Below are 26,330 nucleotides of genomic sequence, written 5' to 3'. Positions count from 1 at the left end.
CTCTTTGAGGTCATGCATGTAAAGATAAGTATAAATATTGGTGATAGATCCTGAAGTATTGTTCCCATGGCTGCATTTGAAAGTTCGATTGTTAGAAAATATAGGAACTGACAGATACTTACACCCGCAACTCCATATATAATCATCCATTTTGCCATTTCTACAGATTTCCATGGCTTGAACACGGTATCTTTATGTCTTATCAGGCAATACAAAAGGATAAGTATTCCTGAAAGACCAAGTCTTATAGGCACGAGCCACCTGCTATCCATCTGCTGTACGGTAAAAAGGTACTGGCCCATTGATCCGGACAATCCCCAGCAAGATGCTCCAAGTAGCGTATATATTATTCCTTTTAGATTTCTTTTCATTGTGTTACTGCTCCTTGACAGAAAACATATATAACACAATCAGAATTCCTTTTCAATTTATCTTCAGGATAAAAAAATCACTTTATTTTTTAAAAAACCAAAAAATGTTGGTATTTCATATTTGAGAAAGATAATCAGAGATTCAAAAGGAGATTGTAAAAGATGTTTTTTAAGAAGATATTTGCAAGGATATGCGCAGGAGCGCTTTCGGGGACTCTTGTATTCTGTATGAACCCTTCGGATATGGGAGTTCAGAAAAACCAGGTGAATGTTCAGGCGCAGCATCTTGATGCATCTGGCGAAAAAAAACGATGATGAAACAGGCGGCGAGTCAGAAGAAGTAAGTGATACCGAAGAAGGAACCTGCTCAATGCCGGCTTTTTTAATGCCCTTTTTAAAATTTTCAGAGTTGACTTATTATCGGAAATTTGATAACTTTAATTTTGTGTTACAAATCTAAAAGAAAGCGAGGCAATCAGTATGTTCATAATGACAAAGAGAAATGCAAATGAATACAGTATGATGACCTCGGTTTGTGCTTTCTGATTTTGGATTTTTAAAAGCAGTCTTTTAACCGTGGCTTATTAGTCACGGTTTTTCTTTTTTATCCACAACCCAGGTCTCCATACAATTTTTGGATGAACTGAAGAAGGAGCATCACTATGATCATGTAGAGGTGTGTGTGGACAAGGAAGATGCGCCTGCACTTCGAGTCTATGAAAAGTGCGGGTTTGTCGACTCCGGATTTATAGATGAGGATCTGCCTGATTCAGTGAATCTGATCTGCAGGTTTTGATGATCTGATTCTTGAGAATAATGTTAAAAAACTGAATGAAATACAATTTGATACATAAGAATATACTTGGAGGAAATATGAGTTATAACTGGATTAATGCAAAAGACTACACAATGAATTGTTTTCTGTTATTTGACCGCTGGGCTTTGAAATGGATATTTACGGATTGCAGTGCAAACGAGTGGTTCTCCTATGGAGACAGAGATTATAAGCTCGACATGGCGATGGCGCTTTACAGGTATCCACATGTGGAGTGGTACGTGCGAAATAAGGCGCCGGAATGCACAGAGTTTCTCGATGAGATTAAGAAGATACCCTATGGCAACTGGACAGAGGACGAGATGAAGGAAGCTGAGAGTGCGATTCTTCAGGCTCACGAGACCTTTGTTGTTTATGCTTTTCCGGAAGTAATGAATCAGGTCAACTATATTCGAAACTGGGATGAGAAATATTTATACGAGCTGGTTGACCTAACTGACAAAATCCTTCTGGACGTTGGATCCGGAACAGGGCGTCTGGCCTTTGCAGCGGCGAAGAAAGCAAAGAGAGTCTACGCCAGCGAGCCTTGCGACTGCCTGCGTGAATACATGAGAGACAGAATTAAGGCGGAAGAAATCTCTAACGTGAAGGTGCTGGATGGAGAGGTTTTGAGCCTGCCTTATGAAAATGACACTTTTGATGTTGTTCTGAGCGGACACGTAATTGGCGATTTTTATGAGGAAGAGATTGCTGAGATTACACGTATCACAAAGGATGGCGGATGGCTTGTTATCTGCAACGGAGACGATGAGTTTAAGCGCACCGGACCGGACAGTGAGCTGACATCAAGAGGCTTTGAATGGCTTAGCCATGAGAGCATTGAAGGTGGGATTATTTATGATTACAGGAAACAGGTTAGAAAGGAAGTTTGAATGAACTATTTTGTAGAAGGCTTCGCAATTGGAACGGAGATAAGAATATCTTTGAGTGTTCCATTTTTCAAAACTTTGTTGAGGATATGATCTTGTTCCAAAAAGCAAGTGATCAACAGATTGTCGATTTTTATAAGGATGTAATAGATGCGCTTTCCGGAAAAGAGTACAGAATAATGTATCTTCAGAGCGACGACATTTCATCTAATATCGACATAATAAGGAAAGAAAGGTCGGATGTATATGAATGCAGAATCCGGCAGTGTTTTTATTTTTTCAAGTCGATAGCTTTAAATCTGCCCGATTTTTGTTATGATAATAGGACAGATTTTTTATGAACGGGGTAAGAGCTGATGGAAGAAATATTTGATGTAAGCGATGATAATGGTTTTCCAACAGGGCAGCAGGTGACAAGATCAGAAGCGCATAACAAAGGAATTCCGCATAGAACAGCGCATACATGGATACTTAGAAAAAGCGGCGATTCATATCAGGTGCTGCTTCAGAAGAGAAGTGCTAATAAGGAGTCTTTCCCGTCGATGTTTCATCTTGATATGAACATGTATGGAACACTCGATAGTATTGTCGGGGTAAATACAGAGGATTCAGAATTCTATGAATATATTACAGAAGATATTTCTCCGGAAAATGTAAGTGAAACAGATGCAAATGCAGCATTTATATCACTTATAGAACTTCTCAGATCAGACCATGTGCTTGAGCCCAGCATGCTGCAAAACTATCAGATGTTCCAGCTTATAGCAGGATACTGTGACCTTGCTAAGGATATGGATCTGGAACTTGTAGAAAAATTTCTTGGGATGATAGGTGATAACGAGATACTTGAGATGAAGGCTCAGGTTCTGCGTTTTCCCAATGGTCTTGGAAAGGGCGAAGAGTAATATGGATATCATTTACAAAGGTGAAAGGCTCAAATACATAGATGATTACTATGGAGACCAGGTATTATGGATAACCCGTCCAGAGCAGATCGGGATGGAACACATGAAGTTTGTTGGAGGGTATCCAAATGAGTATTGCATCTATATTTCAGAGCTGTCAACAGAAGAAAGAGCTGAAATACAGAGACAACTGCTGGGACAATTATCATATTGTGGTGTGGATTGTTCTGCATGCCCTGATTTTTTAAATAAGAAGTGCCCGTCGTGCAGGCATACGGAATGGAAGAGCGGAGATGAATGTATGCCTGTGAAGTGCTGCAATGAAAAGGGCTTCGATTCGTGTGCATCCTGTGATGGCTTTCCATGTGATAAGATGGCAGCTTTTTATAAAGAATCCGACAGCCACCAGTATGCATATAAGATAATGTCAATTCTACGAAGGATGCATTAGCATTGCAAGTTACCGGGGATTGTAGCTAACACAATAATGAATTACAATGAAAATGGTGAGTTCTAAAAGAAAAAATTTAAGGAACAAATTTTTTATAAACATATATTTTAAAGGAGGTTACTAAATGAATTGTGAAATTAAAGGTGGAAACTTTCCGGTAGCTATTTGCAAGATGGAAGCTGGAGACGCTATCATGTGTGAAACAGGCGCTATGTCATGGCTCAGTGGCGGCGTTAAGATGGAAACAAATACCGGTGGCGGACTTGGCAAGATGATCGGCCGTGCATTTTCAGGCGAGTCTCTGTTTATGAACCGCTATGTAGCTGATAGCCCCGGCATACTTGCACTTGGCGCATGCTCACCCGGTGAGATCCGACAGATCGATGTTACAGGTAAGTCAATCGTTGTTCAGAAGGGTTCTTTCCTTGCAATGGATGAAGGCGTAAACCTTGATATTTTCTTCCAGAAGAAGATCGGGTCCGGCTTATTCGGTGGTGAAGGATTCATCATGAACAAGCTTTCAGGAAACGGTAAGGCTCTTATTGAGATCGATGGTGGCGTTGTAGAGTATGATCTTGCTGCAGGCGAGAAGATGACAATTGACACTGGTTACCTGGTAATGTGCGATGATACTGTATCTATAGACATCGTTATGATTAAAGGAATCGGCAACGTTCTCTTCGGTGGTGAAGGTCTCTTCAATACAGTAGTTACAGGCCCCGGCCATGTAATTCTTCAGACTCAGCCGCTCCTTCAGTTTGCATCAACACTGGCAGAAATGCTTCATTTAAACAAGAAGTAAGGCAAGATATATGTCGCGAATTAAGTTTCCGTGATTGAAGTGTTAGATATAAGGAGAGGTTATAGTGATTAACATTAACACGGTTAAGGCAAGCGATTTTTCAATGGATTATTTCAAGTTCGGAGCCGGACCGCGCAATATGGTGATCTTGCCGGGACTTAGTGTTCAGAGCGTTATGGGGTCAGCCGATGCTGTGGCAGATGCCTTCACTATGGCAGTCAATGATTTTACAGTCTACACCATTGACAGGAGAAAAGAATTACCGCCGGAATACAGCGTTTACGATATGGCAAGGGATACCGCTGAAGTCATAAAACAGCTGGGGCTTTCCGATATTTATCTGTTCGGAGCATCTCAGGGCGGAATGATAGCCATGACAATTGCCATAGAGTACCCTGAGCTTGTCAAAAAACTGGCGCTTGCTTCCACATCCTCACATGTTACCGATGAGCAATTTGAATCCCTGAATAAATGGATAGAGCTTGCGAAAAAAGGTGACAAGGAAGGACTTTATCTATGCTTTGGAAAGATGGTCTATCCTTCGGCAGTATTTGAGCAATTCAGGGATTACTTTATTAATTCTGCTAAGACTGTCACAGATGATGAACTTCGAAGATTCATCATCATTGCAAATGGCGCACAGAATTTTAATATCACTGATAAGCTCAAAGAAATCAGGTGTCCCGTTATGACAACCGGTACCTTTGAAGATGAGGTCCTTGATTCTGACGCCACAATGGAAATTGCGGAGCAGCTGGATGAAGAGCATGAGTTCAAGCTGTACATGTACACAGGACTCGGCCATGCTTCCTTTGACACGGCACCTGATTATAAGAAAAGAGTATACGACTTTTTTATGGAATGAATTTTATTTGAGATTATGTAAATAAGTGAAAAACAGACCCGGATAAGTGTATCCGAGTCTGTTTTTTTGTGTGGATGATATATTTTTATGTGGAAAATCAGATAAACACTATAAAATTCAAATACATCTTATTGACGATATTTTGTATAATATTCTATGAAGAAATATAAGTGAATTTAATGAAGGATAAATATCGAAATGACAGTGCGCACCGTTCTTTTAGCAGTAATTATATTCAGCATATTTTCCATGTTTTTTGAAGGCTTTATTGTATTCAGAAACCTGAAAAATAAGCTTCATGCATATCTTTTCCTCAACTGTATAGCAATGCTCATAAGTAATACAGGATATCTTTTGCAGCTTCTTTCAAAAACGGAAGATGCCTATATTGCTGCGCTGAAGTTTTCTTATGTAGGAAGAGTCTGGATCGTTTTTTCTCTGTTTATGTTTACTGCGCAGCTTGTTCATATCAATATTCCAAGAGCTTTATCGGGAGCATTTATACTGATTGATGCTGCGGTATATGTGCTGATTTTTTCTCTGCAGGAGCATACTCTCTATTATTCAAAAATATGGTTTGACAAGACCGGAATGTTTCCGGTTCTGCTTCACAGAAATGGCATTGTCCATAAAGTGTTTATGCAGTATCAGGCCATTGCAATAATAATTATGCTTTTCTTACTGATAAGGTCTGTAAAGAATCATAGCGGAAGTACGGCCAGAAAGCGCGCATGTATCATCCTTGGTGGCTTTTTCATTTCTGCAACTCTTTATATTATGCAGATCGCACACGCATTTTTCATTACATACTATTTTGATATTTCCGTTGTTGGAAATGTGGCAATCACAATCTCTATGTTTATAGCTATATTCAGATACAACCTGCTTGGGGTTATCGACATGGCAAGAGATTATATTGTCGACAGGTTATCCGAAGGAGTTATCGCATTGGATGAAAGTGGAAGTGTGCAGTATTACAACGAACATGCCAAGGAGCTTTATCCGGAAATAACTAAAGATCCGATGGATGTTGTTAATGCCCTTCGTGAGGCTATCATAAGAGGCGATACCATAAAGGTTGGTGATAAATACTATACTCCTGAGGAGAAAGAACTTTTCGCAGATGGTGAAGTCATCGGAAAACTCTATGCTCTCGTCGATTCAACTGTACTTAAGCAGAGGGAGTATCAGCTAAAATCCGATGCAGCTATCCTGGAAATGGCTGCCGGCAGTATGCGCGACAGACTTAACGCTGCAGAAGAACTCATCAGTCAGGACAGGGCTATGCGTCATGACAGGAGACACTTTGAGGCACTTGTTTTAGCACTTATTCAGGACGGTAAGGTGGATGAAGCCAGAAAATGCCTTGAGGAGAGATTATCTCAGGAACCTCGCGGAAGTCACCGCTATTGCGAGAATACCACAGTTAATGCTGCGCTTATGCATTATGTGACGCTTGCAGAGCGCAGTGATATAAAGGTTACAGTATCTACAAATATTCCCTATAAAACCGATGTTGATGAGATGCAGCTTGCAATAGCGATAAGCAATTTGCTTGAGAATGCGATTCACGCCTGCGAAAAAGTGCCGGAAGGTGAACGTTTTATTGAGGTTACTGCAAAATATAAGCAGCAGCTCCTTTTGGAGATATCTAATTCATGTAACGAAAGAGCGGAGCTGGATGTAGATGGGCATCCTGTCACATCAGAAGACGGCCATGGCATCGGAACCAGAAGTGTTCTTGATTTTGTTAAAAAGACAAACAGTGAGATCAGATACGTCGCCGAGGATAATAAATTTAAGGTGCGCATGATAGTAGGTTAATTCGAGGAAATGTGTTTATGAAAAAAGGTGCGTTGTTTCTTTTATCTATGATCATATGCTTGAGTACGCTTTCCGGCTGTAATAAGCCCCAGGAGCAGGAAGGGAAAACCGTCATAACCTTTCAGACATGGAATCCTGCAGATTATGGGCCGGACAGTCCGATTTACAAGATCATAGATTCTTTTGAAAAAGAGAATCCCGATATAAAAGTTAATTATGTTTTTACCGAGGCAAATGCATATCAGGAGCATATGCGGGTAGAACTTATAGACGGTGATGGACCCGATGTATATGGCATAAGCTCGGGTTCCGCTTTTGATGCATTCAGGCTATTTGAGGAGAATCTTACTCCTTTTTGTGAGAACAGCTGGGGATCCGAGTGGCAGGATAAATTCCTTGATTCATGCCTTTCGCGTGTTAGCGATGTTGACGGCAAGATTTATGGACTTCCGCTTGGACAGACCTATGCCGGATATATGTGGGCAGATGTCAACATGCTGAAAAACTATGGTCTTAAAGTGCCAACCTCATATAAAGAAATGCAGGAAACATGCAGCAAACTTCGTGAAAACGGGCAATATCCGTTAGCTATAGGCGCAAAGGATTCCTGGATGAATCTTGATTTGTGGATGTCCATAGCAGCTGACTGCGGAAGCGATGCCTTGTACGATGCGATTGAGGGCAGAACGACCTTCGAGTCGGAACCTATAATAGAATCCTTCAGAATATGGCAGGACTCATTTAGCAACGGAGTATTTCAGGATAAAGCAATAAAAATGCCATTTTATAATACTGTTAATGACATGTTTCAGCGTGAAGGAAGTGCTCCCATGATAGTAAATGGCTCATGGGCCATGAACATGTATACGGTAAGCGATGAAAAAACCCGAGCAGTCTTTGATGCTGAGGGAGCGGAACACGAGGCTTTTCTGATTGACTGGAATGATGATGGAAAAGTGTCTCCGGTAACAGCTAATGTAGATGTAATCCTTTGCCTGAATCCGGAGTCCCGCCAGAAGGAGGCGGCTTTCCGTTTTATGTCATATTTGGTAAATGAGGGACAGGAGCTTCTTGTTAATCGATATCTTGAATATATGCCATCCCGCGCTGACATGGAGCTGAATATACAGGGACTAAGCGAAGATGGGAAAAAGAATCTTGACTATATCATAGAGAACGGAAAGACAAATGTTGCCGGAACAAGAGGAATTAAATACGAGGACTTAAGCCTTGCCGTATGTGATGCACTTGAAGACCTGGCATTATCATATATTACTCCGGAGGAAGCAGCCAGCCGGATACAAAAGGTATCAAGCAGTGTTATCCGCTGACATTGGTGAAAATCAACTGAAGCTCATTTTATACGAAAATGGGATATACGGAAATAAGACGTGATAATGATTTCATCTATTACTCCAAACAACGATATAAAGGAAAAAGCTATGAGAGAAATAACACATAACGAGGTAAGCAAACTATACGACTGTATTCGGGAGTTATCAGAATATCACAATACAACATCTGTGAATTTCAAAGGATGTTATCCTTTAAAACCATACGAAAAGACCTTGGAATTATTTGAAACAGCATTGCTAAAAAATGAATCCTATATCGCGGTCATCGAAATGAAAGACCGGATCATCGGCTTCTGCAAAGTTGATATTAACGGAGAAATCGGTAAACTTGATTATTTGGTGGTAAAGGAAGAATTCAGAGGAAAAGGGTTTGGCAAAGAACTCATGGATTGGGCAATGCAAATGTTTGATCAAAACAATGTCAGACATATCGAAGTAAAAGTAGTCGACGGTAACAAGGTGATTCATTTGTATGAAAAGTACGGTTTCAAAATGAAATCTCTCATATTAGGGATTGAACGATAAAATTGTTTGTCGGATGAAGGCATACTCCAATCAAGGGTCCACCTTCCTAATGGAAAGGCATTAACAAGAATGGATTTCCAAAAATGAGTAACAATTTGGGACAGCCACCAGACAGGAGAAAATAATGAACAGAAAACTGATTAACTGGGTCGGACTTACTGGGCTTGCTGCATTGATATCGTATGCAGTTGCAGCGTACTTTTGCAGAGGCGCTTTCCCGGGATATAACTGGATGGAACAGGCAGTCAGTGATCTTTCGGCTGAGTCCGCACCTTCAAGACAGTTATGGGATAAGCTGGCAGCGGTATATTCGGCCGGAAGTGTGGTATGTGCCACATGCGTAGCAATATACGTTTCGGAAAAAGAGATTTCAACCAGAATGTTCCGTGTTGGGATATATCTTTTTACTGTTATGAACTGGATCTCAAAGGTCGGCTATTCGATGTTTGCACTAGATGATGCCGGCAAGGGGATTGATTCATTTCAGGAAATCATGCACATGGTGGTTACTGCATTAGTGGTAATTCTTTCCATAGTATCACTTGTCGTGCTTATAATTGCCGGATGCAGGAATAAAGAAGTGAGGGGAATCGGAATCTGGGCGGCTATATTCTTCGTCATGATGCTGATGGGACCTATAGGTATGCAGGCGTTTCCACCTCAGTACTTTGGTATAGCAGAAAGATTCAGCATATATTCCGCGATAGGATTTAATGCGGTTCTTGGATTGTATCTCTTCAACGGATTTAAAGGGCTGCAGAGGATGGAGAAATCCTTCTGAAACATATGACGATGAGGTTATTATGAAGAAAAGATTAAAGTTATTGGGAAAAGTATTGTTAGTACTCATCATTGTTCCGGTGATGTCCTTATTAGTGATTTTTGTTTATAACAGGATAAGGATGAAGCAGGAGGAATCGTTGTTAGAGAAACCTTTGGGACAAATGGTAGATGTGGACGGACATATGATGTGCGTCTATGAAGAAGGCGAAGGTGAGCATACATTGTTGTTTTTGTCAGGCTCGGGAACTGCTTCGCCGATACTAGATTTCAGGAGCCTTTATTCTCTTCTTAAAGATGAGTACCATATAGTCGTTATAGAGAAGTTTGGTTATGGATTCAGTGATGTAGTTGATGACGAGAGATCTTTTGATACGATCTTAAGGCAGGACAGGGAAGCACTTGAAACGGCCGGAATCGAAGGGCCGTTTGTCCTTTGCCCGCATTCATTGTCCGGACTTGAATCTATTATGTGGGCTCAGGATTATCCTGATGAAGTCGAAGCAATCATAGGCCTTGACATGGTTCTTCCACGTACCTATGACGAGTTCGATTTTGATGGCGTATTCAAATTTGAAAAGCTGGCTGCCCTTGCGCGTAAGTTGGGTATTGTCAGATTCTATTATTTAGACAGTTCTTTGCCAGCTGCACTTTCGAAGGAGGAAAAGGAACTGTATAGGGCCATTGCGTGCAGGAAAGCTGTAAATATCGATGTTATAAATGAAGGTCTTTCGATTACTGATGCTGTCAGCGAGATTGACAGCAAGCCTAAGCAGGATGTGCCGATGATAATGTTTATTTCCGACGGAAAAGAAGTTAAGGGTACCAACTGGGTCCAAAACCATTATGATTATGCTTCAGACCTTTCAGATGCAAAAGTGATCGAATTAGACTGCGGCCACTATGTGCACAATTTTATGCAGGACCGGATAGCTGAAGATATCAGGGAGTTTATCGGTGAATAATGGAAAAAATGTTTGATCAAAACAATGTCAGACATATCGAAGTGAAAGTAGTTGTCTTATGCTATTCTCTGCTACAAAAGTAGGAAAGCTTAATAGCGGCAGTGCAAATTGTGCTGATGAATCTGCCGCTAATAAGGAAATATCTGATTGCGGCAGTTGTCATTGAATAAAAACTACTACCACAAATGGGCAAAATAGAAAGTGCGGTAGTCATATGATATACATAGCGACTACTGCAAACTTGAAAAATGGAAAATGCAGCAGAATATTGTGGTTAAAATAGACTACCTCAAAGAAGGATAATTGAAATAGCGGCAGAATTGTGATCTGCAGTCACTGATTGGAACTAATATTTTTGATGATCTTATCATATGATTCAGCCCTTATAACCTGAAAGTTCTTCTCAATTTCACTTGTCCACAGACCAATCTCACCCTCTATGTCGGATACTTCAGGCAAAATAAATCCCCAAATCTTACAGCCTGTATTCTTAAGCTCTGGAAGAAAATAATCAAATCCCCATTCCAGATCTTCCTTTACATCTTCGAATCCGTTTCTTGCATCTACGACAAAGTAGCTTTCTTTGTGTGTTCTGAGTAAATCTAAAGATGCCATTACCGGAACGCGGTAGTCGTTATAGTGTGCTTCTTTTTTCCAGGTATGAAAAACAACGTTGTCCTTTTCGATGTATTCAATTTTAGCGTAGTCACTTTCGAACATTGCAAACCTCCCAAATATTTATTTTAGTTATTGGAAATAAACTACCATGTGGAATATGAGATATTTTGAGACGCACTGATTTTGCATGGCTTTACACTAAAATAAAACATCAGTGAAAAACAGCCCCAAATAAGTGTAATGACAAGGATGTTTTTAGTTTGGTACTATACTCTGTGTTAGGAATGCTGATATTTACTAAGAGAGATACGATTTGACGGACTTAGATTGGAGGAACAGGATGAAAACTATCGGAATTATCGGCGGTATGAGCTGGGAGAGTACTGTTACATATTATGAGATCATAAACAAAGAGGTAGTCAGAAGGCTTGGAGGATTTCACAGCGCAAAAATCCTTATGTACAGCGTTGATTTTGCAGAGCTTGAGGAAAATATGGGGAAGGGCAACTGGCAAGGTAATGCTGAGATTCTGACAGATGCTGCGGCAAGACTTGAAAAGGCAGGAGCTGATTTTATTGTAATTGCAACAAATACAATGCATAAGCTTGTTCCTGATATCGAAAAGAAAATCAGTATACCGATCCTTCATATAGCGGATGCTGCCGCTAGTGCAATAAAGCAAAACGGAATAAAGAAGGTTGGACTTCTTGGAACAAGATTCACAATGACACAGGACTTTGTTATTGAAAGACTTAAAGACGCAGGGCTTGAAGTTTTGGTGCCTGATGAAAGGGACATGGAGATTGTCGACAATGTCATTTTTAATGAGTTATGTCTGGGTAAAATATTGGACACCTCCAGAAATGAGTACAAGCGTATTATTGAAAAAATGAAGCAACAAGGAGCAGAAGGTGTGATTCTTGGATGTACCGAGATCGGCATGCTCATAAAGGATGAGGACAGCGCACTTCCGACGTTTGATACGACAATTATTCATGCAACAGCAGCTGTAAATGAGGCGCTAAGATGAATTTGATAATAGGGAGATAAGTGCAATGGTAATAGGAATTATAGGCGAAAATTGCAGTGGGAAATCCACACTTGCAACTGAAATTCAGAATAAAATAGGAGCTGAGGTTATTACAGGAAAGGATTATCTCAGAATGGCAAAAAGTAAGAGTGAAGCGACAGCACTGTTTAAAGAAAAGCTTTGCAATGCTGCCCACAGTGACAATATCGTATATGTGATCTCAGATGCTGAGCACATTAAGCTGCTTCCGGATGAGGCAGTAAAAGTGCTGGTCACAGCAGATCTTGATACCATAAAGGAACGTTTTAAGGAGAGGCTTCATGGCAATCTTCCTACGCCGGTTGAACAAATGCTTGAGAAGAAGCATGGAATGTTTGATGCGGAATCTGTGGATTTCAGATATGATGGAGTAAATGGGGATGCATCTTCATTATGCAGGTTACTGGAAGAACGCATCGCTGTATAGGCCTTGATATGAATAAGGAAAGTACCTTTATGATATGCCAGTCATTCAATATGGATGACTGGCATTTTTTATACTTATTTAAGATTATTACATAGCGGAATATAGTAAAATTTTAGGTGGTTAGATGTCGTTATTTGAGTCGCTGTTTCGATTTTTTGATATCAGCATGATATTGAGGAAAGAGATTATTCAATGAAAAGACTTTTACTATTTATCATGATATTGTCACTGATTATATGCATTCCCGGAAGGACTGTATCTGCCGGAGATAAAGAGCCAATCACGTCAAAAGACCAGCTAAACAAACCGGGTAAAAAGATTGGAGTTGGCGTGGGATCAGCAGCTATGGTCGTTGTGGAAAATGAGCTTCCCGAGGCAGAACTTGTGTATATAGAGATGAATGAGGGACTACAGGCGCTGGAACAGGGAAAGATAGATGCTTATATCTATGACCGTCGTCAGCTGACACTGGCACTTAAGAGCGGTAATATAAACGCAGTGCTTTTGGAACAGAACATGGATGAAAAGGTCCATGTCGCTGCGGGAATATCTCCTGTGACGAAGATTGATGGTCTGGAGAATAAGCTGAATACGTTTATTGATGATTTGCACGACGATGGAACTCTTGATGATATGTTTTCCAGGTGGGTACTGAAAAATGATTATGATATGCCTGAGATTTCAAAGCCGCAGAATCCCAAAACAAAGCTCATAGTCGGTACTACCGGTATAGTTACACCCTACAGTTTCTATAAAGGGGACGAGCTGTACGGATATGATATTGAGCTTGCAAAACGCTTTGCTTTGTATTTGGATGCCAGCCTGGAATTCAAGGTTTATGATTACGGTTCTATCATTAATGCGGCTGCATCAGGAGATGTAGACTGCGTTATGGCTAATCTCAACGTTACACCTGAACGCGCTCAGGCGATGAACTTTTCACATGATCTTTTCACTGAAGAAATTGGAATTGCAGTTAAAAGTACCGGAGGTGGTCCTGAACTAAAAAGCTTTGAAGAGCTTAATGGCAAAAGAGTATCGATGATAACCGGTGCGCCTTTTGAGGACCTTGTAAGAAGTTTTGCTCCGGATGTGGCAGAGTTTTCGTATTACAACAACATGCCGGATATACTGCTGGCCCTTAAGCAGGGGAAAACCGATGCAATACTGCAGAATAATGCCCTTGCGGATCTGGCTGTAAATCGTGACAATGAGCTGGCATATTTTCCTGAAATATTAAAGGAAAGCACCTTTGGCATTGCGTTTGCCAAAGAGGCTGACGATACCTATGAGTGGCAGCAGGCTTATGATGCCATACCTAAGGAAACATTAGAAGAATTATGGGAAAAATGGACAGGATCGGATAATGAGAAAAAAGTTCCGATCGAGCAGGACTGGGCAGGAGAAGCCGGCACTGTTAAGGTTGCGGCATGCGACAGCCTTGAGCCTATGAGTTATCTGGGACAGTCAGGTAAAGTTATAGGCTTTGATGCAGATATAGTTCTGCTTATGGCAAAAGAGATGGATGTCAAAGTTGAGTTTGTTCCGATGGAGTTTGCTGCGATTCTCTCATATGTGCAGTCCGGTAAGGCAAAGATGGGAATCGGATCCATCATAGTTACGGATGAGCGAAGAGAAGCAGTTGACTTTATAGAATATTACCCTGCAGCATTTGTACTGGTGGTCAGGAGAGCAAAGGCCGGCAGTTCAGCCACATCTTTTTGGAACAGTGTAAAATCAAGCTTTGAGAAAACCTTCATCCGGGAAAACAGATGGAAACTCTTTGTAAGAGGAGTTTTGACAACACTGCTCATAACAGTGATGACTGTAATATTTGGAACAGCCCTGGGATTTCTTGTTTATATGCTATGCAGACATGATAACAGGATTGCAAACGGCATTACGGGGGCAGTTATGTGGCTTGTTCAGGGTATGCCCATGGTTGTTCTGCTGATGATACTCTATTACATAATCTTTGGAAGTGTCTCTGTCAGCGGTATCGTTATCGCAATCATTGGTTTCACACTGACCTTTGCTTCTTCGGTCATAGGACTTCTGCGGCTTGGAGTAGGTGCCGTAGACAAAGGACAGTACGAAGCAGCATATTCTCTGGGTTATCCGGACCTAAAGATCTTTTTCAGGATAATCCTTCCACAGGCGTTGCCGCATGTGATGAATTCCTATAAGGGTGAAATCGTAGGACTTATAAAAGCCACTGCCATAGTCGGCTACATAGCTGTACAGGACCTGACCAAAGTAGGAGATATCGTCAGAAGCCGCACTTATGATGCCTTCTTCCCGCTTATAGCGATAGCAGTAATATACTTTGTGCTTGAGGGGCTCCTTGGCATGATAATCAGCAGGATAGATTTACGGCTTGATTACAGAAACAGAAAGATCCCTAAAATACTTAAGGGGGTAAGACTGAATGATAAGGATTGAGAATCTGAGAAAAGAATACCCGAATACAACACCACTTCAGGATGTCAGTGTCACGATAAATGATGGTGATGTTATATCAATAATCGGACCTTCGGGAACAGGAAAAAGTACTCTGATCCGCTGCATAAATCTGCTTGAAAAGCCAACATCCGGCAAGATATTTTTGGATGATACGGAGATAACAGATCCCGCGTGCGATCTGCAGAAAGTCCACAAGAAAATGGGAATGGTGTTTCAGTCCTTTAACCTCTTTGGACATATGACCGTGGTGGAAAACATCATGGCTCCTGCAATGGATATTCTGGGAAAAGGAGCACAGGAGGCATATGACGAAGCCATGAGACTTCTGCAGCGTGTAGGCCTTTACGACAAAGCTATGTCCTGGCCTGATGAGCTATCCGGTGGGCAAAAGCAGAGGGCGGCTATCGCAAGAACCCTTGCCATGGATCCGGATGTGATTCTTTTGGATGAGCCCACAAGTGCTCTTGATCCGACCATGGTGGGAGAAGTTCAGGCTGTTATAAAAGATCTTGCTTCCTCGGGGAAAACAATGATGATCGTGACCCATGAAATGTCTTTTGCAAGGGCTATAAGCAACAGGATATTTTTCCTGGATGAAGGTGGCATATATGATGACGGAACGCCCGAGGAGATTTTTGACAATCCGCAAAAAGAGAAGACAAGACGCTTTGTAAGACGGCTGAAAGTAATAGAGATTGATATAGATAGTAAGACTTACGATTACCTCGGTACGCAGACACTCATAGAGGATTATTGTGTCAGGAATCAGGTGCCCTATTCACTGGCAAAACATATACATCTTGCATTCGAAGAGGCTGTGCATCAGTGCATTGTAAGCACAATGGATAAGCCCAGGGTACATCTTTCCATTGAATACTCACAGGAAAAAGAGAATGCTGCATTTGTTCTTGCTTATGGTGGACAGCCGTTTGATGTATTTAAGGATGGTGACGAGATTTCGGTTTCAATTCTTAAAAAGATTGTGAGTGATGAGAAATATTCATGGGACGACAGTAAAGAATATGGAAACAATCTGGAGTTTGCCCTATATCAAAAGTAGCCACGATTTGCAAGAGTAGGCATGTTGATTAATACATATTTACGATAAATTTATACATTATTTAGATTGCATAAATAGGTTTGGCCCGGTATAGAAGGTATAATTTTAGGTAACAGTGAAATAATAGGCGAGTAATAGACTTTTTTATGAGGGGGCTTCATGGAAACTAATAATCGTCTTACAAGAAGCACTTTCTTTTTTATATGGGCGAATTGTTTGGACCGGGGCTTAGAGTTGTTTGCACCGCTATTACCGGAAAGCGCCGAGGTGCTTGCAAGATTACAAAAATGGATAGCGAATTTAGGCTGATTTAGCTTAAGCATTTTATAATAGTATATAGCTAAGGACAGGGATAAAAATCTCTGTCATTTTTTATTTTGGGTATGAATATACTTAAATCAGTGTAAAATATATTGTTATAAGTGCAAATGCCATAGGCAGTAGTTCGGTGTGATAACTTATATGTATGAAAAAGGAGGAATTAAAATATGTTGAAAATAGAGCATTTGACAAAAACATACGGGGATAAGAAAGCTGTAGATGATGTGACACTTCACATTAAGGCCGGAGAAATATTTGGCTTTATTGGCCATAACGGTGCAGGAAAAAGTACTACGCTTAAAAGTGCAGTAGGAATTCTGAGATTTGATGAAGGTAAGATTTTTATAGACGGAAAATCCATAATGGATGATCCGATCGGTTGTAAGAAGGAGATGGCATATATCCCGGATAATCCTGATATGTATGAATTCATGAGCGGGATAAAGTACCTTAATTTTATTGCGGATGTATATGGAATTTCATCATCGGAGAGAAATGAAAAGATTCATAAATATGCTGATATTTTTGAAATAACTCAGGATCTTGGAATGCCTATTTCGTCTTATTCACATGGAATGAAGCAAAAACTTGCTCTCATCAGCGCATGGATGCATGAACCTAAGCTCATAATAATGGATGAACCCTTTGTGGGACTTGACCCCAAGGCTTCACATTTACTTAAAGAGATGATGAGAGAGCACTGCGATAATGGTGGAGCAATTTTCTTTTCCACACATGTGCTTGAGGTTGCGGAGAAACTCTGTGACAAGGTTGCAATTATCAATCATGGAAAACTGGTAAAAGTCGGAACCATGGATGACGTTAAAGGTGATGACAGCTTAGAAGAAGTATTTCTTGAACTGGAGGCGGTATAAATGCTGAAAACGCTGGTTAAGAAACAGTTATTTGAAGTTTTCAAAGGATATTTTTATGATGCCAAGAGAAACAAAATGCGCTCTAAATCTGTGATAGCTGCATGGTTTGTATTTTTTGCGGTCATCATGGTGGGGGTTCTTGGCGGAATGTTTCTGGCACTGTCTTTGACATTATGCGGACCTTTGATAAGCTGCAATGCCGGATGGTTTTACTTCGTTCTTATGGGAACTGTAGCAGTGCTTCTTGGTAGTTTTGGAAGTGTATACAATTCATATACGGCACTCTATCTTTCCAAAGATAATGATCTTTTGTTATCATTGCCGATACCTGTGAGGAATATAGTTGGCTCAAGGCTTATAAACGTGTACCTTCTTGGAGTAATGTATATTTTAACCGTTACGATTCCTACCGAGATAGTTTACTTTATGCAGACCGGTATTACAGGAGCCAAGGTACTATGTGGGATATTATTTTTCTTTATTATTTCAGCGATTGTTATGCTGATATCCTGCGGCCTTGGGTATGTGATAGCAAAGATCAGCTTAAGGCTGAAGAATAAGAGCTTTATCACGGTTTTTGTGACACTGGCAGCAGTTGCAGCATACTATTTCTTTTATTTTAAGGCCGGCGATTTTATCAGAGATCTCTTGGTTAATGCGCCCATATATGCTGAAAATGTAAGAAGATACGCATATCCGCTGTATTTGTTTGGACTGATCGGAGAAGGAAATATTGTGTGGTGCTTTGTTTTTACAGCTTTATTTGCAGGAGCATGTTTCCTGTTGTGGCACCACATGTTAAAGAGCTTTATCTCTATAGCTACAGCTTCAAGCAAGGTTGAAAAAATTCAATACGTCGAAAAGACAGTAAAAGAAAAATCTCCGTTTGAAGCACTTATATGGAAAGAACTGCAAAAGTTCACTTCAAGCCCTACATATATGCTTAACTGCGGTCTCGGCATTATCCTGATGCCTGCTGCAGGAATACTGCTGCTTTTCAAAGGACAGGTGATCATAGAAGCAGTGGAGCGTGTTTTTTCAGATTATCCGGGATCGGCAACAGCATTTCTATGTACAGGACTGATCTTTATGGGATCCATGATAGATACTGCAGTTCCCTCTGTATCTCTGGAGGGAAAAAGTATATGGATTTCGCATTCATTGCCGGTAAAGCCGCGGCAGGTACTTCTTTCAAAAATGACTTTGCAGATTGTTCTGGCAGCTATTCCTACATTGATTGCGGCTTTATGTACCAGTATGATTGTAGATGAATCATTTATCTGTAAATTGCTTATAGTGATCATGCCTATGATATTTGCCCTGTTCTCTGCTGCAATAGATACTGCAATTGCTGTAAAGGCCCCTCTACTTAACTGGACTAATGAGATGGCGCCAATTAAACAAAGCGGAGGAGCATTTTTGGCAATCCTTTCATTCTGGGGACTTTCAATTCTGTTTGTAGCAGTTTACATGCTTGCGGGCTTCTGTTTTGGAATCGTTATGTATCTGATAGCCTGGAGTGTGTTATTTGCTGTTTTATCGATTTTGATTATTGTATGGCTCTGTACGAAGGGAGCCGGAATTTATTCCGAGCTGGCATAACCGTAATAGGAATTACTAATTTAAAGGTGAAGAAATAATATGAGTGTTTGTATAGAAAAGAATTACAGAAATAACGAGGCTCTTAGAGCATCGTTCAATAAACTTGCGGAAAAGACTTTTGGTCTTAATTTTGAAAACTGGTATCAAAACGGTTTTTGGCAGGATAATTATATTCCGTATTCTATTGTGAATGACGGAGAGGTAGTATCCAATGTTTCAGTAAATGCCTGCAACATGAATTATAAGGGCAAAACCGTGAAACTGATTCAGCTCGGAACAATTATGACTGACCCTGATCACAGGGGAAAGGGCTATGCCCGAATGCTGATGGAAGAGGTTATGAAGGATTATGAAGAAAAGGTAGACGGAATCTATCTTTTTGCCAATGACTCTGTTCTGAATTTTTACCCTAGATTTGGCTTTCATGAGGCAAAGGAATATCAGTATTCAAAAGAAGTAAGTATAATAGGAGAAAATAAAGCCAAGATGATTGCTCTGAATGGAAAGGATGATTTTGACAAGGCTGTTCGAATTCTCGACACCAGGAGCCAGAATGCAGAGCTGTATATGATCGGGAATACCGGATTATACATGTTCTATCTGTCGCAGTTTATGACGGAGAACCTGTTCTATATTGAGGACTGTGACAGCTACGCAGTTGCGGAATTAGAGGATGATACGCTGATTCTTCATACAATTATTGGCGAAGGAGCGGTTGATGAGGTTATAACTTCATTTGGTTCTCAGGTGAAAAAGGTTATCCTTTGTTTTACTCCAAAGGATGTCAGCGGCTTTGAGAAGAGTGAACTGCATGAGGAAGATACAACATTTTTTGTAAAAGGAAAGTTCTTCGAAGAAAACCGAGATCAAGAATACATGCTTCAGGCAATAACACACGCATAATGATTACGGAGCATTAGTGGGACGGTTTTCACATTCAGAAGTACGGCAGGAGATCAATATGAATAAGGTTTTGGATAATTTTTTCGTGGCAGATGAGGAGTACAAAAACCAGCTTGAATCCTATACTATCGGCGATACTTTGTTAGCCATAGCATTCTATGCAATCTTTATGATTGTTTACTATATTGTTGGGAAAATCTATTATCAAAGTGGTGCGTATTACGTAACTATTGTCAATCTGGCCTTTATATTACTGCCGGTAGTTCTTTGCTTTCGCAATTTGTCAAAGACCGGCCTGAGTGCAAGGAACCTTAAAAAGTCGCTCATTGTTTCATTCATATTGGGAATGGCTGTGTTACTGGCTATTTCAATTATTCCGGGGATTATCGCACATGCGGAGTTTTTGACGGTCAGTCAGATTGCATATTACATTTTCTACTTCTTCGTTATTATAGGATTTAGCGAAGAAATCTCTTTCAGAGGATTTATTCAGCCAAGGCTGTTTCCTGTTTTTAAGCGGGAGTGGCTCACTATTTTAGTAGCCGGGCTTTTGTTTGTTTTAATGCATTATCCATTTCAGATGGCTGCAAGAGGAATGTCGTTTGTGGAATACTGGCCTGAGTTTATTGCAAGTGCGCCATTTCAACTTTTATGGCACTACGTGTGTACATGGCTTTACAGACGTTATGGAAATATCTTTGGAGCAACGGTTATGCATGGGTGCGTTGATATGAGTATGGGTATATTTGGCTGAGTTATATCTGACATAAAAAACTTTTTAAGATTTTTCTTGAAAACAATTTTTAATCATATTAGCCTTTTCTTAGGACGTCCAAATCTTTCTAAGAGGAGGCTTTTATAGTGAATAAAGAACAACTATACACATACATTTCAGGGAGCACCGGTAATGAGAGCAACATCTGTCAGATTTTTGCGATAAAAGATGGTGATAAAGTATATGACGATTGTTGGCATGGGTTTAAGACTCTGGATGCGATGAATGTAAACTCTGTGACCAAAGGTGTGATGGGGCTGCTTGCCGGAATTGCACTGGATGCGGGCTATATCAAGAGCCTGGATCAGAAGGTGATGGATTTTTTCCCGGATTATACTGTAAAGCGAGGAGAGAAAACTATCTACGATGTTACAATAAGGCATCTGCTTACAATGACAGCTCCGTATAAAGGTAAGTCAGAGCCTTGGAAAAAGGTGTGTACTTCACAGGACTTTACGATTGCTATACTTGATTATCTTGGAGGACGTAAGGGAATTACCGGAGAGTTCAAGTATGCGACGCTTGGCATTCAGATCCTGGCAGGAATAATTGAGAGAGCATCCGGAGAGAAATGCATCGATTTTGCCAACAGAAACCTGTTTGAGCCGCTGGGACTTCCAAAGCGAATACCGCACGGAGACAGTTCCAAAGAGGATCAGTTTGATTTTTTCATGAACAAGAATCCAAGAAAATACGAGTGGTACTCTGACCCTCAGGGCAGCGTTACCGCAGGCTGGGGATTATGTATGTCAGCAAAAGACATGGCTGTGATCGGTGCAATGGTTCTTGATGGAGGCCTGTATAACGGGAAAAGAATAATCTCTGAAGAATACTTAGAAGACATGCTGGCACCTCACATTAAGCTGGGTGAGCGATTTGGTTACATGAACTACGGCTACTTATGGTACAAGCCATATGATGACAGAGAGGTTTATGCTGCTATTGGTGACAGCGGGAATATCATCTATGTAAACAAAGAAAAAAATGTATCTGTGGGAATGACAGGCACATTTAAGCCCAGGATCTTTGACAGAGTGGAATTCATAGAACAAAAGGTTTTGCCGGCCATAGAATGTACTGTATAGGTTTATATTTCAGTTTTATGTTCTTGGGCAATAAAGGTTAGCTTTAGCTTTAGTGATAGAAACATAATATTTGGAGAAGATTTTACTGCTACAAGAGAAGAAAATGAGAATAGGGGCAGTTGAAATTTGGATACAATGCCTTCTACAAATATGAAAATGGTTGATTGCAGCAGTTGTTTTTGGAATATATCTTCTGCCACAAGTTAGAAAAGAAAAATATGCGGCAGTGGGATATAGACATAAAGCGACTGCTACAAATTAGAGAAATAGAGAAAACGGTAGTCATATAATTCACAAAGCGACTGCTGCAAATTCTCAAAATAGAAATAGAGGCAGAAAATTGCGGCTAAAATAGTATGCCGCAAAGAGTATTACTTGAAATTATGGCATAAAATATAGACTTTATTATCGTGGTAATTGCTGATGTAAAGGAAAAAGTAAGAGCACATAAATCAGTGTAAAACAGACCCAAATAAGTGAATAGGGTCTGTTTTTTCTTTGTTGACATAAAATGATAATAAATCTAATATATCAATTAGATATATCATTTAGATATATCTATTAGTGCAAATCAAAAGGAGATTACAGTTATGCGACAAAGAATAAGAAAAACGACTCTACTAATATCATTACTTCTCTTCCCAATTACAATGTGGTATTTCTCGCCCTACATAATCATAAATGCGGCGATGGAACATATTATAAACGGCAGCTTCATTGTGTTTGTAGCGATGCTGGTATTTTCGATGTTTTTCGGAAGAGTCTGGTGCGGATATCTATGCCCCGCGGGAGGGCTTCAGGAATGCGCGCAGCGGATAAATGATAAGCCTGCAAAACAGGGGAAACGTGATAAAATCAAATATGTGATATGGATTATCTGGATATGTACAGTGATTGCTACATTTGTGATGGGGAAGAATGATGTGACCATTAACCCTTTCTACATGACGGATCATGGCATATCAATTGCAAGCATATACAACTATGTTATTTATTACGGCGTTATATTTTTATTACTGTTGCCTGCGCTGATCCATGGCAGAAGAGCGGCCTGCCATTACATCTGTTGGATGGCGCCATTTATGGTGATAGGCAGCAGTATAGGCAGATTCCTGCATCTGCCACAGCTCCATATTGAAGCAGACAAGGACAAATGCATTTCCTGTGGAAAGTGCAGCAGAGCTTGCCCTATGGGACTTGATGTCAAAAAACTTGTGGCAGAGGGAAAGAATGCCAAATGCAGCGAGTGTATTCAGTGCGGCGCTTGTGTCGACGAATGTCCTAAAGCAGTTCTGAAATATAAGCTGCTTTGGAAATAATTGCTCTTAGAGGTAATAACTGCTTTTGAAGTAAATCGTCACGAAAAAAATCAGGAGAAAAGACATGGCAAAAGACAGGAAGATAGATGTTGTTATATTAGGTCTTTTATCCCACGAAGACCTTACCGGATATGATATTAAAAAGAGGCTGGATGGAGCGATAGGCTTTTTCTGGAAAGGCAGCTTTGGAAATATCTATCCCGCGCTGACTGCAATGGAGAAAGAAGGACTTGTTTCAAAAAAGAAGAACTCTAAGACCGGGGGCAGGGAGAAAATACCTTATCATATCACCAAGCAGGGAATCAAGGCTCTTCAGGCATGGCTACAGGAGGAGCAGACTTCCAATGAACTTCGATATGAAACTCTCTTGAAACTATATTTTGGTGGGGCTGCAGATAGGAGTCTTGCAATCAGGAATATCCAAATTTTTGAGGAGGATGTTAAGTGCAACCTGACAGTACTAAACATGTATAAAGATAATCTGGAAAAAGTGCTGGATGAAGAGGATCACATTTTCTATTATCTAACAGTGACTTTTGGAATTGACACCTACGAGGCGTATCTTAAGTGGTGCGCCAAGGCAAAAAAACTTCTGAGAGATGGTTAAGATCTGAATCAAAACAGATAGCGATAAGATAAATCAGTGTAAAAATAGACTAAACAAGTGTAAACCAAGTTTTTTCTCATCTATAGAGTATAGTTACTATACAGTATATAAACTATACATAATATGGCTCTACGCGTAACGAAGTAAAGGAGAGAAAAACGATGAACAGCAAAATAGACTTTATAAATGGAAAAACATACAAGTCACTGATGAAAATGTTTATGCCGCTGTTTGCAGCGATGACACTTACAATGATCTACAGTATGGTCGACAGCTTGTGGGTAGGAAATCTCTTGGGAGAACATGGAATGTCGGCACTCACGGCAGGAACCGCAATAGTGAGTTGTTGGTTAAACCAATCCTTACTATCATGGGAACTCCTCAGCAGGTCTTTGCCGATGCTGCCCTGTACCTGAGCCTGTATCTTATCGGTAACACAGCGCTTTTCCTGTATATGCAGTTTACTTCAATTTTCAGAGCCTTTGGTGATCCGTCGTTCCAGATGAAAGGGATGATCTTAACAGCAATCTTTAATGCAATCCTGGATCCGGTATTTATCAGGATGTATGGACTTGCCGGCGCTTAGTTCAGCCATCATGATCTCTTTTATCACACCCTTTGGAATCGATGCAATAGCAGGATTCGGAGTTGCCAGGAATCTTGAGCTTATCATGTTCATGCCTACAACAGGAATGTGCATGGCTATAACAGCCATAGTTGGACAATGCGTCGGAGCTAAGCGATATGACAGGGCAGGAGATTATCTTAAGGCGGGGCTTGTTCTTGGAGGCAGCCTTATTGCAGCAATCAGCGTTTTGGTAATTATCTTTTCCGGACAGCTCACAGCTCTTTTCGGGCAGGGTCGTGGTACAGCAGAAGTCGTAGCTGTGTTCTTTAAGATAATAAGCATTGGCTATGTGTTATATATGCTTACAAGCTGCATACAGGGATATCTTACCGGACTTGGGAATCCCTCAATGGCGATGGTGCTTCTCGTTCTCTACTATGTAGTAATCAGAATACCGGCGGCGGTCATTTTAAGAAGTGTCTTTGGACTTCATGGCATCTGGTTTGCGTTCCTGCTAAGTCATATCCTGGCGTTTATTGTTGCGACCATTATGGTACAATTATTGAATAAAAAACACGACACCATAAGGGGACCGCTATATGAAGGACTATAAGGAATTAGCCTGGTTAATGGAACGTATCATCCATAAGTACAATCAGTTTGAGAAAAAACCGCAAGTATACTGCAAGGATATAATCCTGACACAGCCTGAGATTCACACTATAGCTATAGTTGGAGACTACGAAGGAATAGGTATCACTCAACTGGCTAAGATGCGTGGCATCACCAAGGGGGCTGCATCTCAGATGATTTATAAGCTTGTGGATAAGGGACTTGTAGAGAAGAGAGTGTCTCCGGACTCGGATGCAGCTGTGAGCCTTTACCTTACAAAGAAAGGGAAAAAAGCGAGAAGCGAGCATCGAAAGCTCCATGAAAATATGGGGACTATGTATGAGAAAATGCTTGATCAGATACCGGAGGAAACGTTGGAGAGCATGAAGCAGTTTCTAAAAGCATTTGATGACGCACTGGATAAAATGTGAGTGGCTTTTTAGTCACCACATTTTTTATAGCAAATGAGTATAGCAACTATACAGTTTAGAACTAAACATATAAGGAGAAAACAGAATGAAAATATCACTTTGCCCGGTGGAAGAAGAAATCCTCATATTGAGGTAAATGAGCTTATCTATTCATGATAAATCAGTGAAAAACAGTGCATTATTAGTGAAACTTAGTAATGACTTTCTTTTCTGAGCATATAATAATAGTTATAACAAAGGCTGTTTAGCCGGTGAGGCAAAAACGGGACAGCTATTTGATTGAAAAGGAGTAGCAATGAGAAAATTTTATGAGAAGAATAGGGTATGGTTTGCTGTATTGTGGATTGTTCTGTACTGCGTAGTTATGACCAATCTAAAAGGGAATTTCGGCTATCAGAGCATAGCAATGTTTCTTGGCATAAATGCCTTTGCAGTGGGAATTACTCTTTTTGTAAAGATGAATCACCTTGAAAAAGAGTGTGGAATAGCCTCATGGCCAAGAGACATCGGAAGATTTCTGTTCTTTATCCCTATGTGGATACTGGCAACCGGGAATCTATGGGATGGCTTTGCACTTTCCTACCTCGGAATAGAGATGGTTTTCGCAGTACTGTCCATGATTTTAGTTGGGTTCGTGGAAGAGATGATATTTAGAGGATTTCTTTTTAAAGCAATGCTGTCAGAGGAAAGGACATCCGTTGCTATAATTGTTTCTGCACTGACATTTGGTATGGGGCACATTATTAACCTGTTTGCAGGACAGACAAGCTTTGAAACTATCCTGCAGGTAATCTTTGCTGTTGCCTGGGGATTTATTCTTACGTTTGTTTTTTATAAGAGCGGAAGTCTTTGGCCGTGCATAATAGCTCATTCAATGATAGATGCTTTTTCATTGTTTGGAGCAGACAACGCACTTGTGGATCAGATTTATATTGTAACTACCATTGTTGTTGCGGTAGTCTATTGCATATATCTTGCAAGGATTAAAGTGGAGACCAATAATGAAATTCAGTGATAGCTGTGCTAAGTGCATGTAGGACAGGCAAAT

At 40.4% G+C, this 26,330-nt stretch carries 28 protein-coding genes and 1 pseudogene; 27 read left to right on the top strand and 2 right to left on the bottom strand.

Features of this window, described 5'->3' with window-relative positions; genetic code table 11:
• The coding region (locus tag BMW61_RS18475; protein ID WP_139176445.1) for a DMT family transporter at positions 1-371 on the bottom strand (371 nt) is incomplete at its 3' end.
• Between the two features lie 162 nt (positions 372-533).
• On the opposite strand from BMW61_RS18475, the gene BMW61_RS22140 reads away from it, so the two are divergent.
• The 12 genes from BMW61_RS22140 to BMW61_RS18420 all read left to right on the top strand — a co-directional run bounded on the left by BMW61_RS22140 (position 534) and on the right by BMW61_RS18420 (position 10,547).
• Positions 534-686 carry a hypothetical protein gene (locus BMW61_RS22140; RefSeq protein ID WP_155832016.1) on the top strand — a complete coding sequence of 51 codons (153 nt, stop codon included), beginning with the start codon at positions 534-536 and terminating at the stop codon, positions 684-686.
• A gap of 558 nt (positions 687-1,244) precedes the next feature.
• Complete coding sequence (locus tag BMW61_RS18470; protein ID WP_091825030.1) at positions 1,245-2,078, top strand: class I SAM-dependent methyltransferase; 834 nt, start codon at positions 1,245-1,247, stop codon at positions 2,076-2,078.
• The gene (locus BMW61_RS18465; protein WP_091825027.1) at positions 2,075-2,416 is read left to right on the top strand and encodes a P-loop NTPase family protein; all 342 of its coding nucleotides are present in this window, start codon (positions 2,075-2,077) and stop codon (positions 2,414-2,416) included. The genes BMW61_RS18470 and BMW61_RS18465 overlap by 4 nt, the downstream gene beginning before the upstream one ends.
• Before the next feature lie 15 nt (positions 2,417-2,431).
• Positions 2,432-2,980, top strand: a complete 549-nt coding sequence (locus BMW61_RS18460) for an NUDIX hydrolase (protein WP_091825025.1) — start codon at positions 2,432-2,434, stop codon at positions 2,978-2,980.
• Between the two features lies 1 nt (position 2,981).
• Positions 2,982-3,431 carry a DUF3795 domain-containing protein gene (locus tag BMW61_RS18455; RefSeq protein ID WP_207650202.1) on the top strand — a complete coding sequence of 150 codons (450 nt, stop codon included), beginning with the start codon at positions 2,982-2,984 and terminating at the stop codon, positions 3,429-3,431.
• A 124-nt stretch (positions 3,432-3,555) separates the two neighbouring features.
• Complete coding sequence (locus tag BMW61_RS18450) at positions 3,556-4,233, top strand: TIGR00266 family protein (protein WP_022761826.1); 678 nt, start codon at positions 3,556-3,558, stop codon at positions 4,231-4,233.
• A 64-nt stretch (positions 4,234-4,297) separates the two neighbouring features.
• Positions 4,298-5,098 (top strand): alpha/beta fold hydrolase, encoded by an 801-nt coding sequence (locus BMW61_RS18445; RefSeq protein WP_091825020.1) that lies wholly within the window; start codon positions 4,298-4,300, stop codon positions 5,096-5,098.
• Between the two features lie 198 nt (positions 5,099-5,296).
• Positions 5,297-6,922, top strand: coding sequence for an ATP-binding protein (locus BMW61_RS18440; RefSeq protein ID WP_091825017.1), 1,626 nt, complete (start codon positions 5,297-5,299; stop codon positions 6,920-6,922).
• A gap of 17 nt (positions 6,923-6,939) precedes the next feature.
• Positions 6,940-8,253 carry an ABC transporter substrate-binding protein gene (locus BMW61_RS18435; RefSeq protein WP_026498858.1) on the top strand — a complete coding sequence of 438 codons (1,314 nt, stop codon included), beginning with the start codon at positions 6,940-6,942 and terminating at the stop codon, positions 8,251-8,253.
• A gap of 66 nt (positions 8,254-8,319) precedes the next feature.
• Entirely contained in the window at positions 8,320-8,802 is a 483-nt protein-coding gene (locus BMW61_RS18430; RefSeq protein ID WP_049946212.1) for a GNAT family N-acetyltransferase, read from the top strand.
• 124 nt (positions 8,803-8,926) lie between these two features.
• Complete coding sequence (locus tag BMW61_RS18425; RefSeq protein WP_022761821.1) at positions 8,927-9,583, top strand: DUF998 domain-containing protein; 657 nt, start codon at positions 8,927-8,929, stop codon at positions 9,581-9,583.
• A gap of 22 nt (positions 9,584-9,605) precedes the next feature.
• Entirely contained in the window at positions 9,606-10,547 is a 942-nt protein-coding gene (locus BMW61_RS18420) for an alpha/beta fold hydrolase (RefSeq protein ID WP_091825014.1), read from the top strand.
• A 333-nt stretch (positions 10,548-10,880) separates the two neighbouring features.
• Here BMW61_RS18420 and BMW61_RS18415 read toward each other — a convergent pair whose 3' ends face one another.
• On the bottom strand, positions 10,881-11,267 hold the full coding sequence (locus BMW61_RS18415; protein ID WP_091825012.1) for a hypothetical protein: 387 nt from the start codon (positions 11,265-11,267) through the stop codon (positions 10,881-10,883).
• A 238-nt stretch (positions 11,268-11,505) separates the two neighbouring features.
• Here BMW61_RS18415 and BMW61_RS18410 point away from each other — a divergent pair, with 238 nt between their 5' ends.
• From BMW61_RS18410 to BMW61_RS18340, 15 genes and pseudogenes are all read left to right on the top strand, one after another.
• Positions 11,506-12,195 carry an aspartate/glutamate racemase family protein gene (locus tag BMW61_RS18410; protein WP_091825009.1) on the top strand — a complete coding sequence of 230 codons (690 nt, stop codon included), beginning with the start codon at positions 11,506-11,508 and terminating at the stop codon, positions 12,193-12,195.
• A gap of 25 nt (positions 12,196-12,220) precedes the next feature.
• Positions 12,221-12,661, top strand: a complete 441-nt coding sequence (locus BMW61_RS18405; RefSeq protein ID WP_091825006.1) for a DEAD/DEAH box helicase family protein — start codon at positions 12,221-12,223, stop codon at positions 12,659-12,661.
• A 192-nt stretch (positions 12,662-12,853) separates the two neighbouring features.
• Complete coding sequence (locus BMW61_RS18400) at positions 12,854-15,103, top strand: transporter substrate-binding domain-containing protein (RefSeq protein WP_091825003.1); 2,250 nt, start codon at positions 12,854-12,856, stop codon at positions 15,101-15,103.
• A pseudogene (locus tag BMW61_RS18395) lies at positions 15,090-15,806 on the top strand (amino acid ABC transporter ATP-binding protein); the annotation flags it as partial. The gene BMW61_RS18400 and the pseudogene BMW61_RS18395, both read left to right, overlap by 14 nt.
• Before the next feature lie 866 nt (positions 15,807-16,672).
• The gene (locus BMW61_RS18390) at positions 16,673-17,380 is read left to right on the top strand and encodes an ABC transporter ATP-binding protein (RefSeq protein WP_022762532.1); all 708 of its coding nucleotides are present in this window, start codon (positions 16,673-16,675) and stop codon (positions 17,378-17,380) included.
• Positions 17,381-18,982, top strand: a complete 1,602-nt coding sequence (locus BMW61_RS18385; RefSeq protein WP_091824997.1) for a hypothetical protein — start codon at positions 17,381-17,383, stop codon at positions 18,980-18,982.
• Between the two features lie 39 nt (positions 18,983-19,021).
• Positions 19,022-19,885 carry a GNAT family N-acetyltransferase gene (locus tag BMW61_RS18380; RefSeq protein WP_022762534.1) on the top strand — a complete coding sequence of 288 codons (864 nt, stop codon included), beginning with the start codon at positions 19,022-19,024 and terminating at the stop codon, positions 19,883-19,885.
• A gap of 58 nt (positions 19,886-19,943) precedes the next feature.
• Positions 19,944-20,639 carry a CPBP family intramembrane glutamic endopeptidase gene (locus tag BMW61_RS18375; RefSeq protein WP_091824994.1) on the top strand — a complete coding sequence of 232 codons (696 nt, stop codon included), beginning with the start codon at positions 19,944-19,946 and terminating at the stop codon, positions 20,637-20,639.
• Positions 20,640-20,746: 107 nt separating this feature from the next.
• Positions 20,747-21,745 carry a serine hydrolase domain-containing protein gene (locus BMW61_RS18370; protein WP_091824992.1) on the top strand — a complete coding sequence of 333 codons (999 nt, stop codon included), beginning with the start codon at positions 20,747-20,749 and terminating at the stop codon, positions 21,743-21,745.
• Between the two features lie 590 nt (positions 21,746-22,335).
• A complete protein-coding gene (locus BMW61_RS18365; RefSeq protein WP_091824989.1) occupies positions 22,336-23,064 on the top strand; it encodes a 4Fe-4S binding protein in 729 nt (242 codons plus the stop codon).
• 64 nt (positions 23,065-23,128) lie between these two features.
• On the top strand, positions 23,129-23,671 hold the full coding sequence (locus tag BMW61_RS18360; protein WP_091824986.1) for a PadR family transcriptional regulator: 543 nt from the start codon (positions 23,129-23,131) through the stop codon (positions 23,669-23,671).
• A gap of 277 nt (positions 23,672-23,948) precedes the next feature.
• Positions 23,949-24,257: an MATE family efflux transporter gene (locus BMW61_RS18355; protein WP_139176443.1), complete on the top strand. Its 309-nt coding sequence runs from the start codon at positions 23,949-23,951 to the stop codon at positions 24,255-24,257.
• Complete coding sequence (locus tag BMW61_RS18350; protein WP_175475291.1) at positions 24,244-24,852, top strand: MATE family efflux transporter; 609 nt, start codon at positions 24,244-24,246, stop codon at positions 24,850-24,852. Before BMW61_RS18355 ends, BMW61_RS18350 begins: the two co-directional genes overlap by 14 nt.
• The gene (locus BMW61_RS18345; protein ID WP_091824978.1) at positions 24,839-25,282 is read left to right on the top strand and encodes a MarR family winged helix-turn-helix transcriptional regulator; all 444 of its coding nucleotides are present in this window, start codon (positions 24,839-24,841) and stop codon (positions 25,280-25,282) included. Before BMW61_RS18350 ends, BMW61_RS18345 begins: the two co-directional genes overlap by 14 nt.
• Positions 25,283-25,577: 295 nt before the next feature.
• Positions 25,578-26,297: a CPBP family intramembrane glutamic endopeptidase gene (locus tag BMW61_RS18340; protein WP_091824975.1), complete on the top strand. Its 720-nt coding sequence runs from the start codon at positions 25,578-25,580 to the stop codon at positions 26,295-26,297.
• The last annotated feature ends 33 nt before the right edge of the window (positions 26,298-26,330 follow it).

The sequence above is a fragment of the Butyrivibrio sp. ob235 genome (genome assembly GCF_900109475.1).
Taxonomy (GTDB): Bacteria; Bacillota; Clostridia; order Lachnospirales; family Lachnospiraceae; genus Butyrivibrio.
The sequence above is the reverse complement of the archived record's forward strand: the minus strand, read 5'-3'. Positions and strand labels throughout refer to the sequence as shown.

What these genes read in the sequence shown, in the direction of transcription:
- BMW61_RS18345 (WP_091824978.1), top strand. Translation starts at nt 24,839, where the DNA reads ATGAAGGACTATAAGGAATTAGCCTGGTTAATGGAACGTATCATCCAT.
- BMW61_RS18460 (WP_091825025.1), top strand. Translation starts at nt 2,432, where the DNA reads ATGGAAGAAATATTTGATGTAAGCGATGATAATGGTTTTCCAACAGGG.
- BMW61_RS18450 (WP_022761826.1), top strand. Translation starts at nt 3,556, where the DNA reads ATGAATTGTGAAATTAAAGGTGGAAACTTTCCGGTAGCTATTTGCAAG.
- BMW61_RS18365 (WP_091824989.1), top strand. Translation starts at nt 22,336, where the DNA reads ATGCGACAAAGAATAAGAAAAACGACTCTACTAATATCATTACTTCTC.
- BMW61_RS18410 (WP_091825009.1), top strand. Translation starts at nt 11,506, where the DNA reads ATGAAAACTATCGGAATTATCGGCGGTATGAGCTGGGAGAGTACTGTT.
- BMW61_RS18425 (WP_022761821.1), top strand. Translation starts at nt 8,927, where the DNA reads ATGAACAGAAAACTGATTAACTGGGTCGGACTTACTGGGCTTGCTGCA.
- BMW61_RS18340 (WP_091824975.1), top strand. Translation starts at nt 25,578, where the DNA reads ATGAGAAAATTTTATGAGAAGAATAGGGTATGGTTTGCTGTATTGTGG.
- BMW61_RS18415 (WP_091825012.1), bottom strand. Translation starts at nt 11,267, where the DNA reads ATGTTCGAAAGTGACTACGCTAAAATTGAATACATCGAAAAGGACAAC.
- BMW61_RS18385 (WP_091824997.1), top strand. Translation starts at nt 17,381, where the DNA reads ATGCTGAAAACGCTGGTTAAGAAACAGTTATTTGAAGTTTTCAAAGGA.
- BMW61_RS22140 (WP_155832016.1), top strand. Translation starts at nt 534, where the DNA reads ATGTTTTTTAAGAAGATATTTGCAAGGATATGCGCAGGAGCGCTTTCG.
- BMW61_RS18470 (WP_091825030.1), top strand. Translation starts at nt 1,245, where the DNA reads ATGAGTTATAACTGGATTAATGCAAAAGACTACACAATGAATTGTTTT.
- BMW61_RS18430 (WP_049946212.1), top strand. Translation starts at nt 8,320, where the DNA reads ATGATTTCATCTATTACTCCAAACAACGATATAAAGGAAAAAGCTATG.
- BMW61_RS18375 (WP_091824994.1), top strand. Translation starts at nt 19,944, where the DNA reads ATGAATAAGGTTTTGGATAATTTTTTCGTGGCAGATGAGGAGTACAAA.
- BMW61_RS18390 (WP_022762532.1), top strand. Translation starts at nt 16,673, where the DNA reads ATGTTGAAAATAGAGCATTTGACAAAAACATACGGGGATAAGAAAGCT.
- BMW61_RS18405 (WP_091825006.1), top strand. Translation starts at nt 12,221, where the DNA reads ATGGTAATAGGAATTATAGGCGAAAATTGCAGTGGGAAATCCACACTT.
- BMW61_RS18440 (WP_091825017.1), top strand. Translation starts at nt 5,297, where the DNA reads ATGACAGTGCGCACCGTTCTTTTAGCAGTAATTATATTCAGCATATTT.
- BMW61_RS18400 (WP_091825003.1), top strand. Translation starts at nt 12,854, where the DNA reads ATGAAAAGACTTTTACTATTTATCATGATATTGTCACTGATTATATGC.
- BMW61_RS18360 (WP_091824986.1), top strand. Translation starts at nt 23,129, where the DNA reads ATGGCAAAAGACAGGAAGATAGATGTTGTTATATTAGGTCTTTTATCC.
- BMW61_RS18420 (WP_091825014.1), top strand. Translation starts at nt 9,606, where the DNA reads ATGAAGAAAAGATTAAAGTTATTGGGAAAAGTATTGTTAGTACTCATC.
- BMW61_RS18455 (WP_207650202.1), top strand. Translation starts at nt 2,982, where the DNA reads ATGGATATCATTTACAAAGGTGAAAGGCTCAAATACATAGATGATTAC.
- BMW61_RS18380 (WP_022762534.1), top strand. Translation starts at nt 19,022, where the DNA reads ATGAGTGTTTGTATAGAAAAGAATTACAGAAATAACGAGGCTCTTAGA.
- BMW61_RS18435 (WP_026498858.1), top strand. Translation starts at nt 6,940, where the DNA reads ATGAAAAAAGGTGCGTTGTTTCTTTTATCTATGATCATATGCTTGAGT.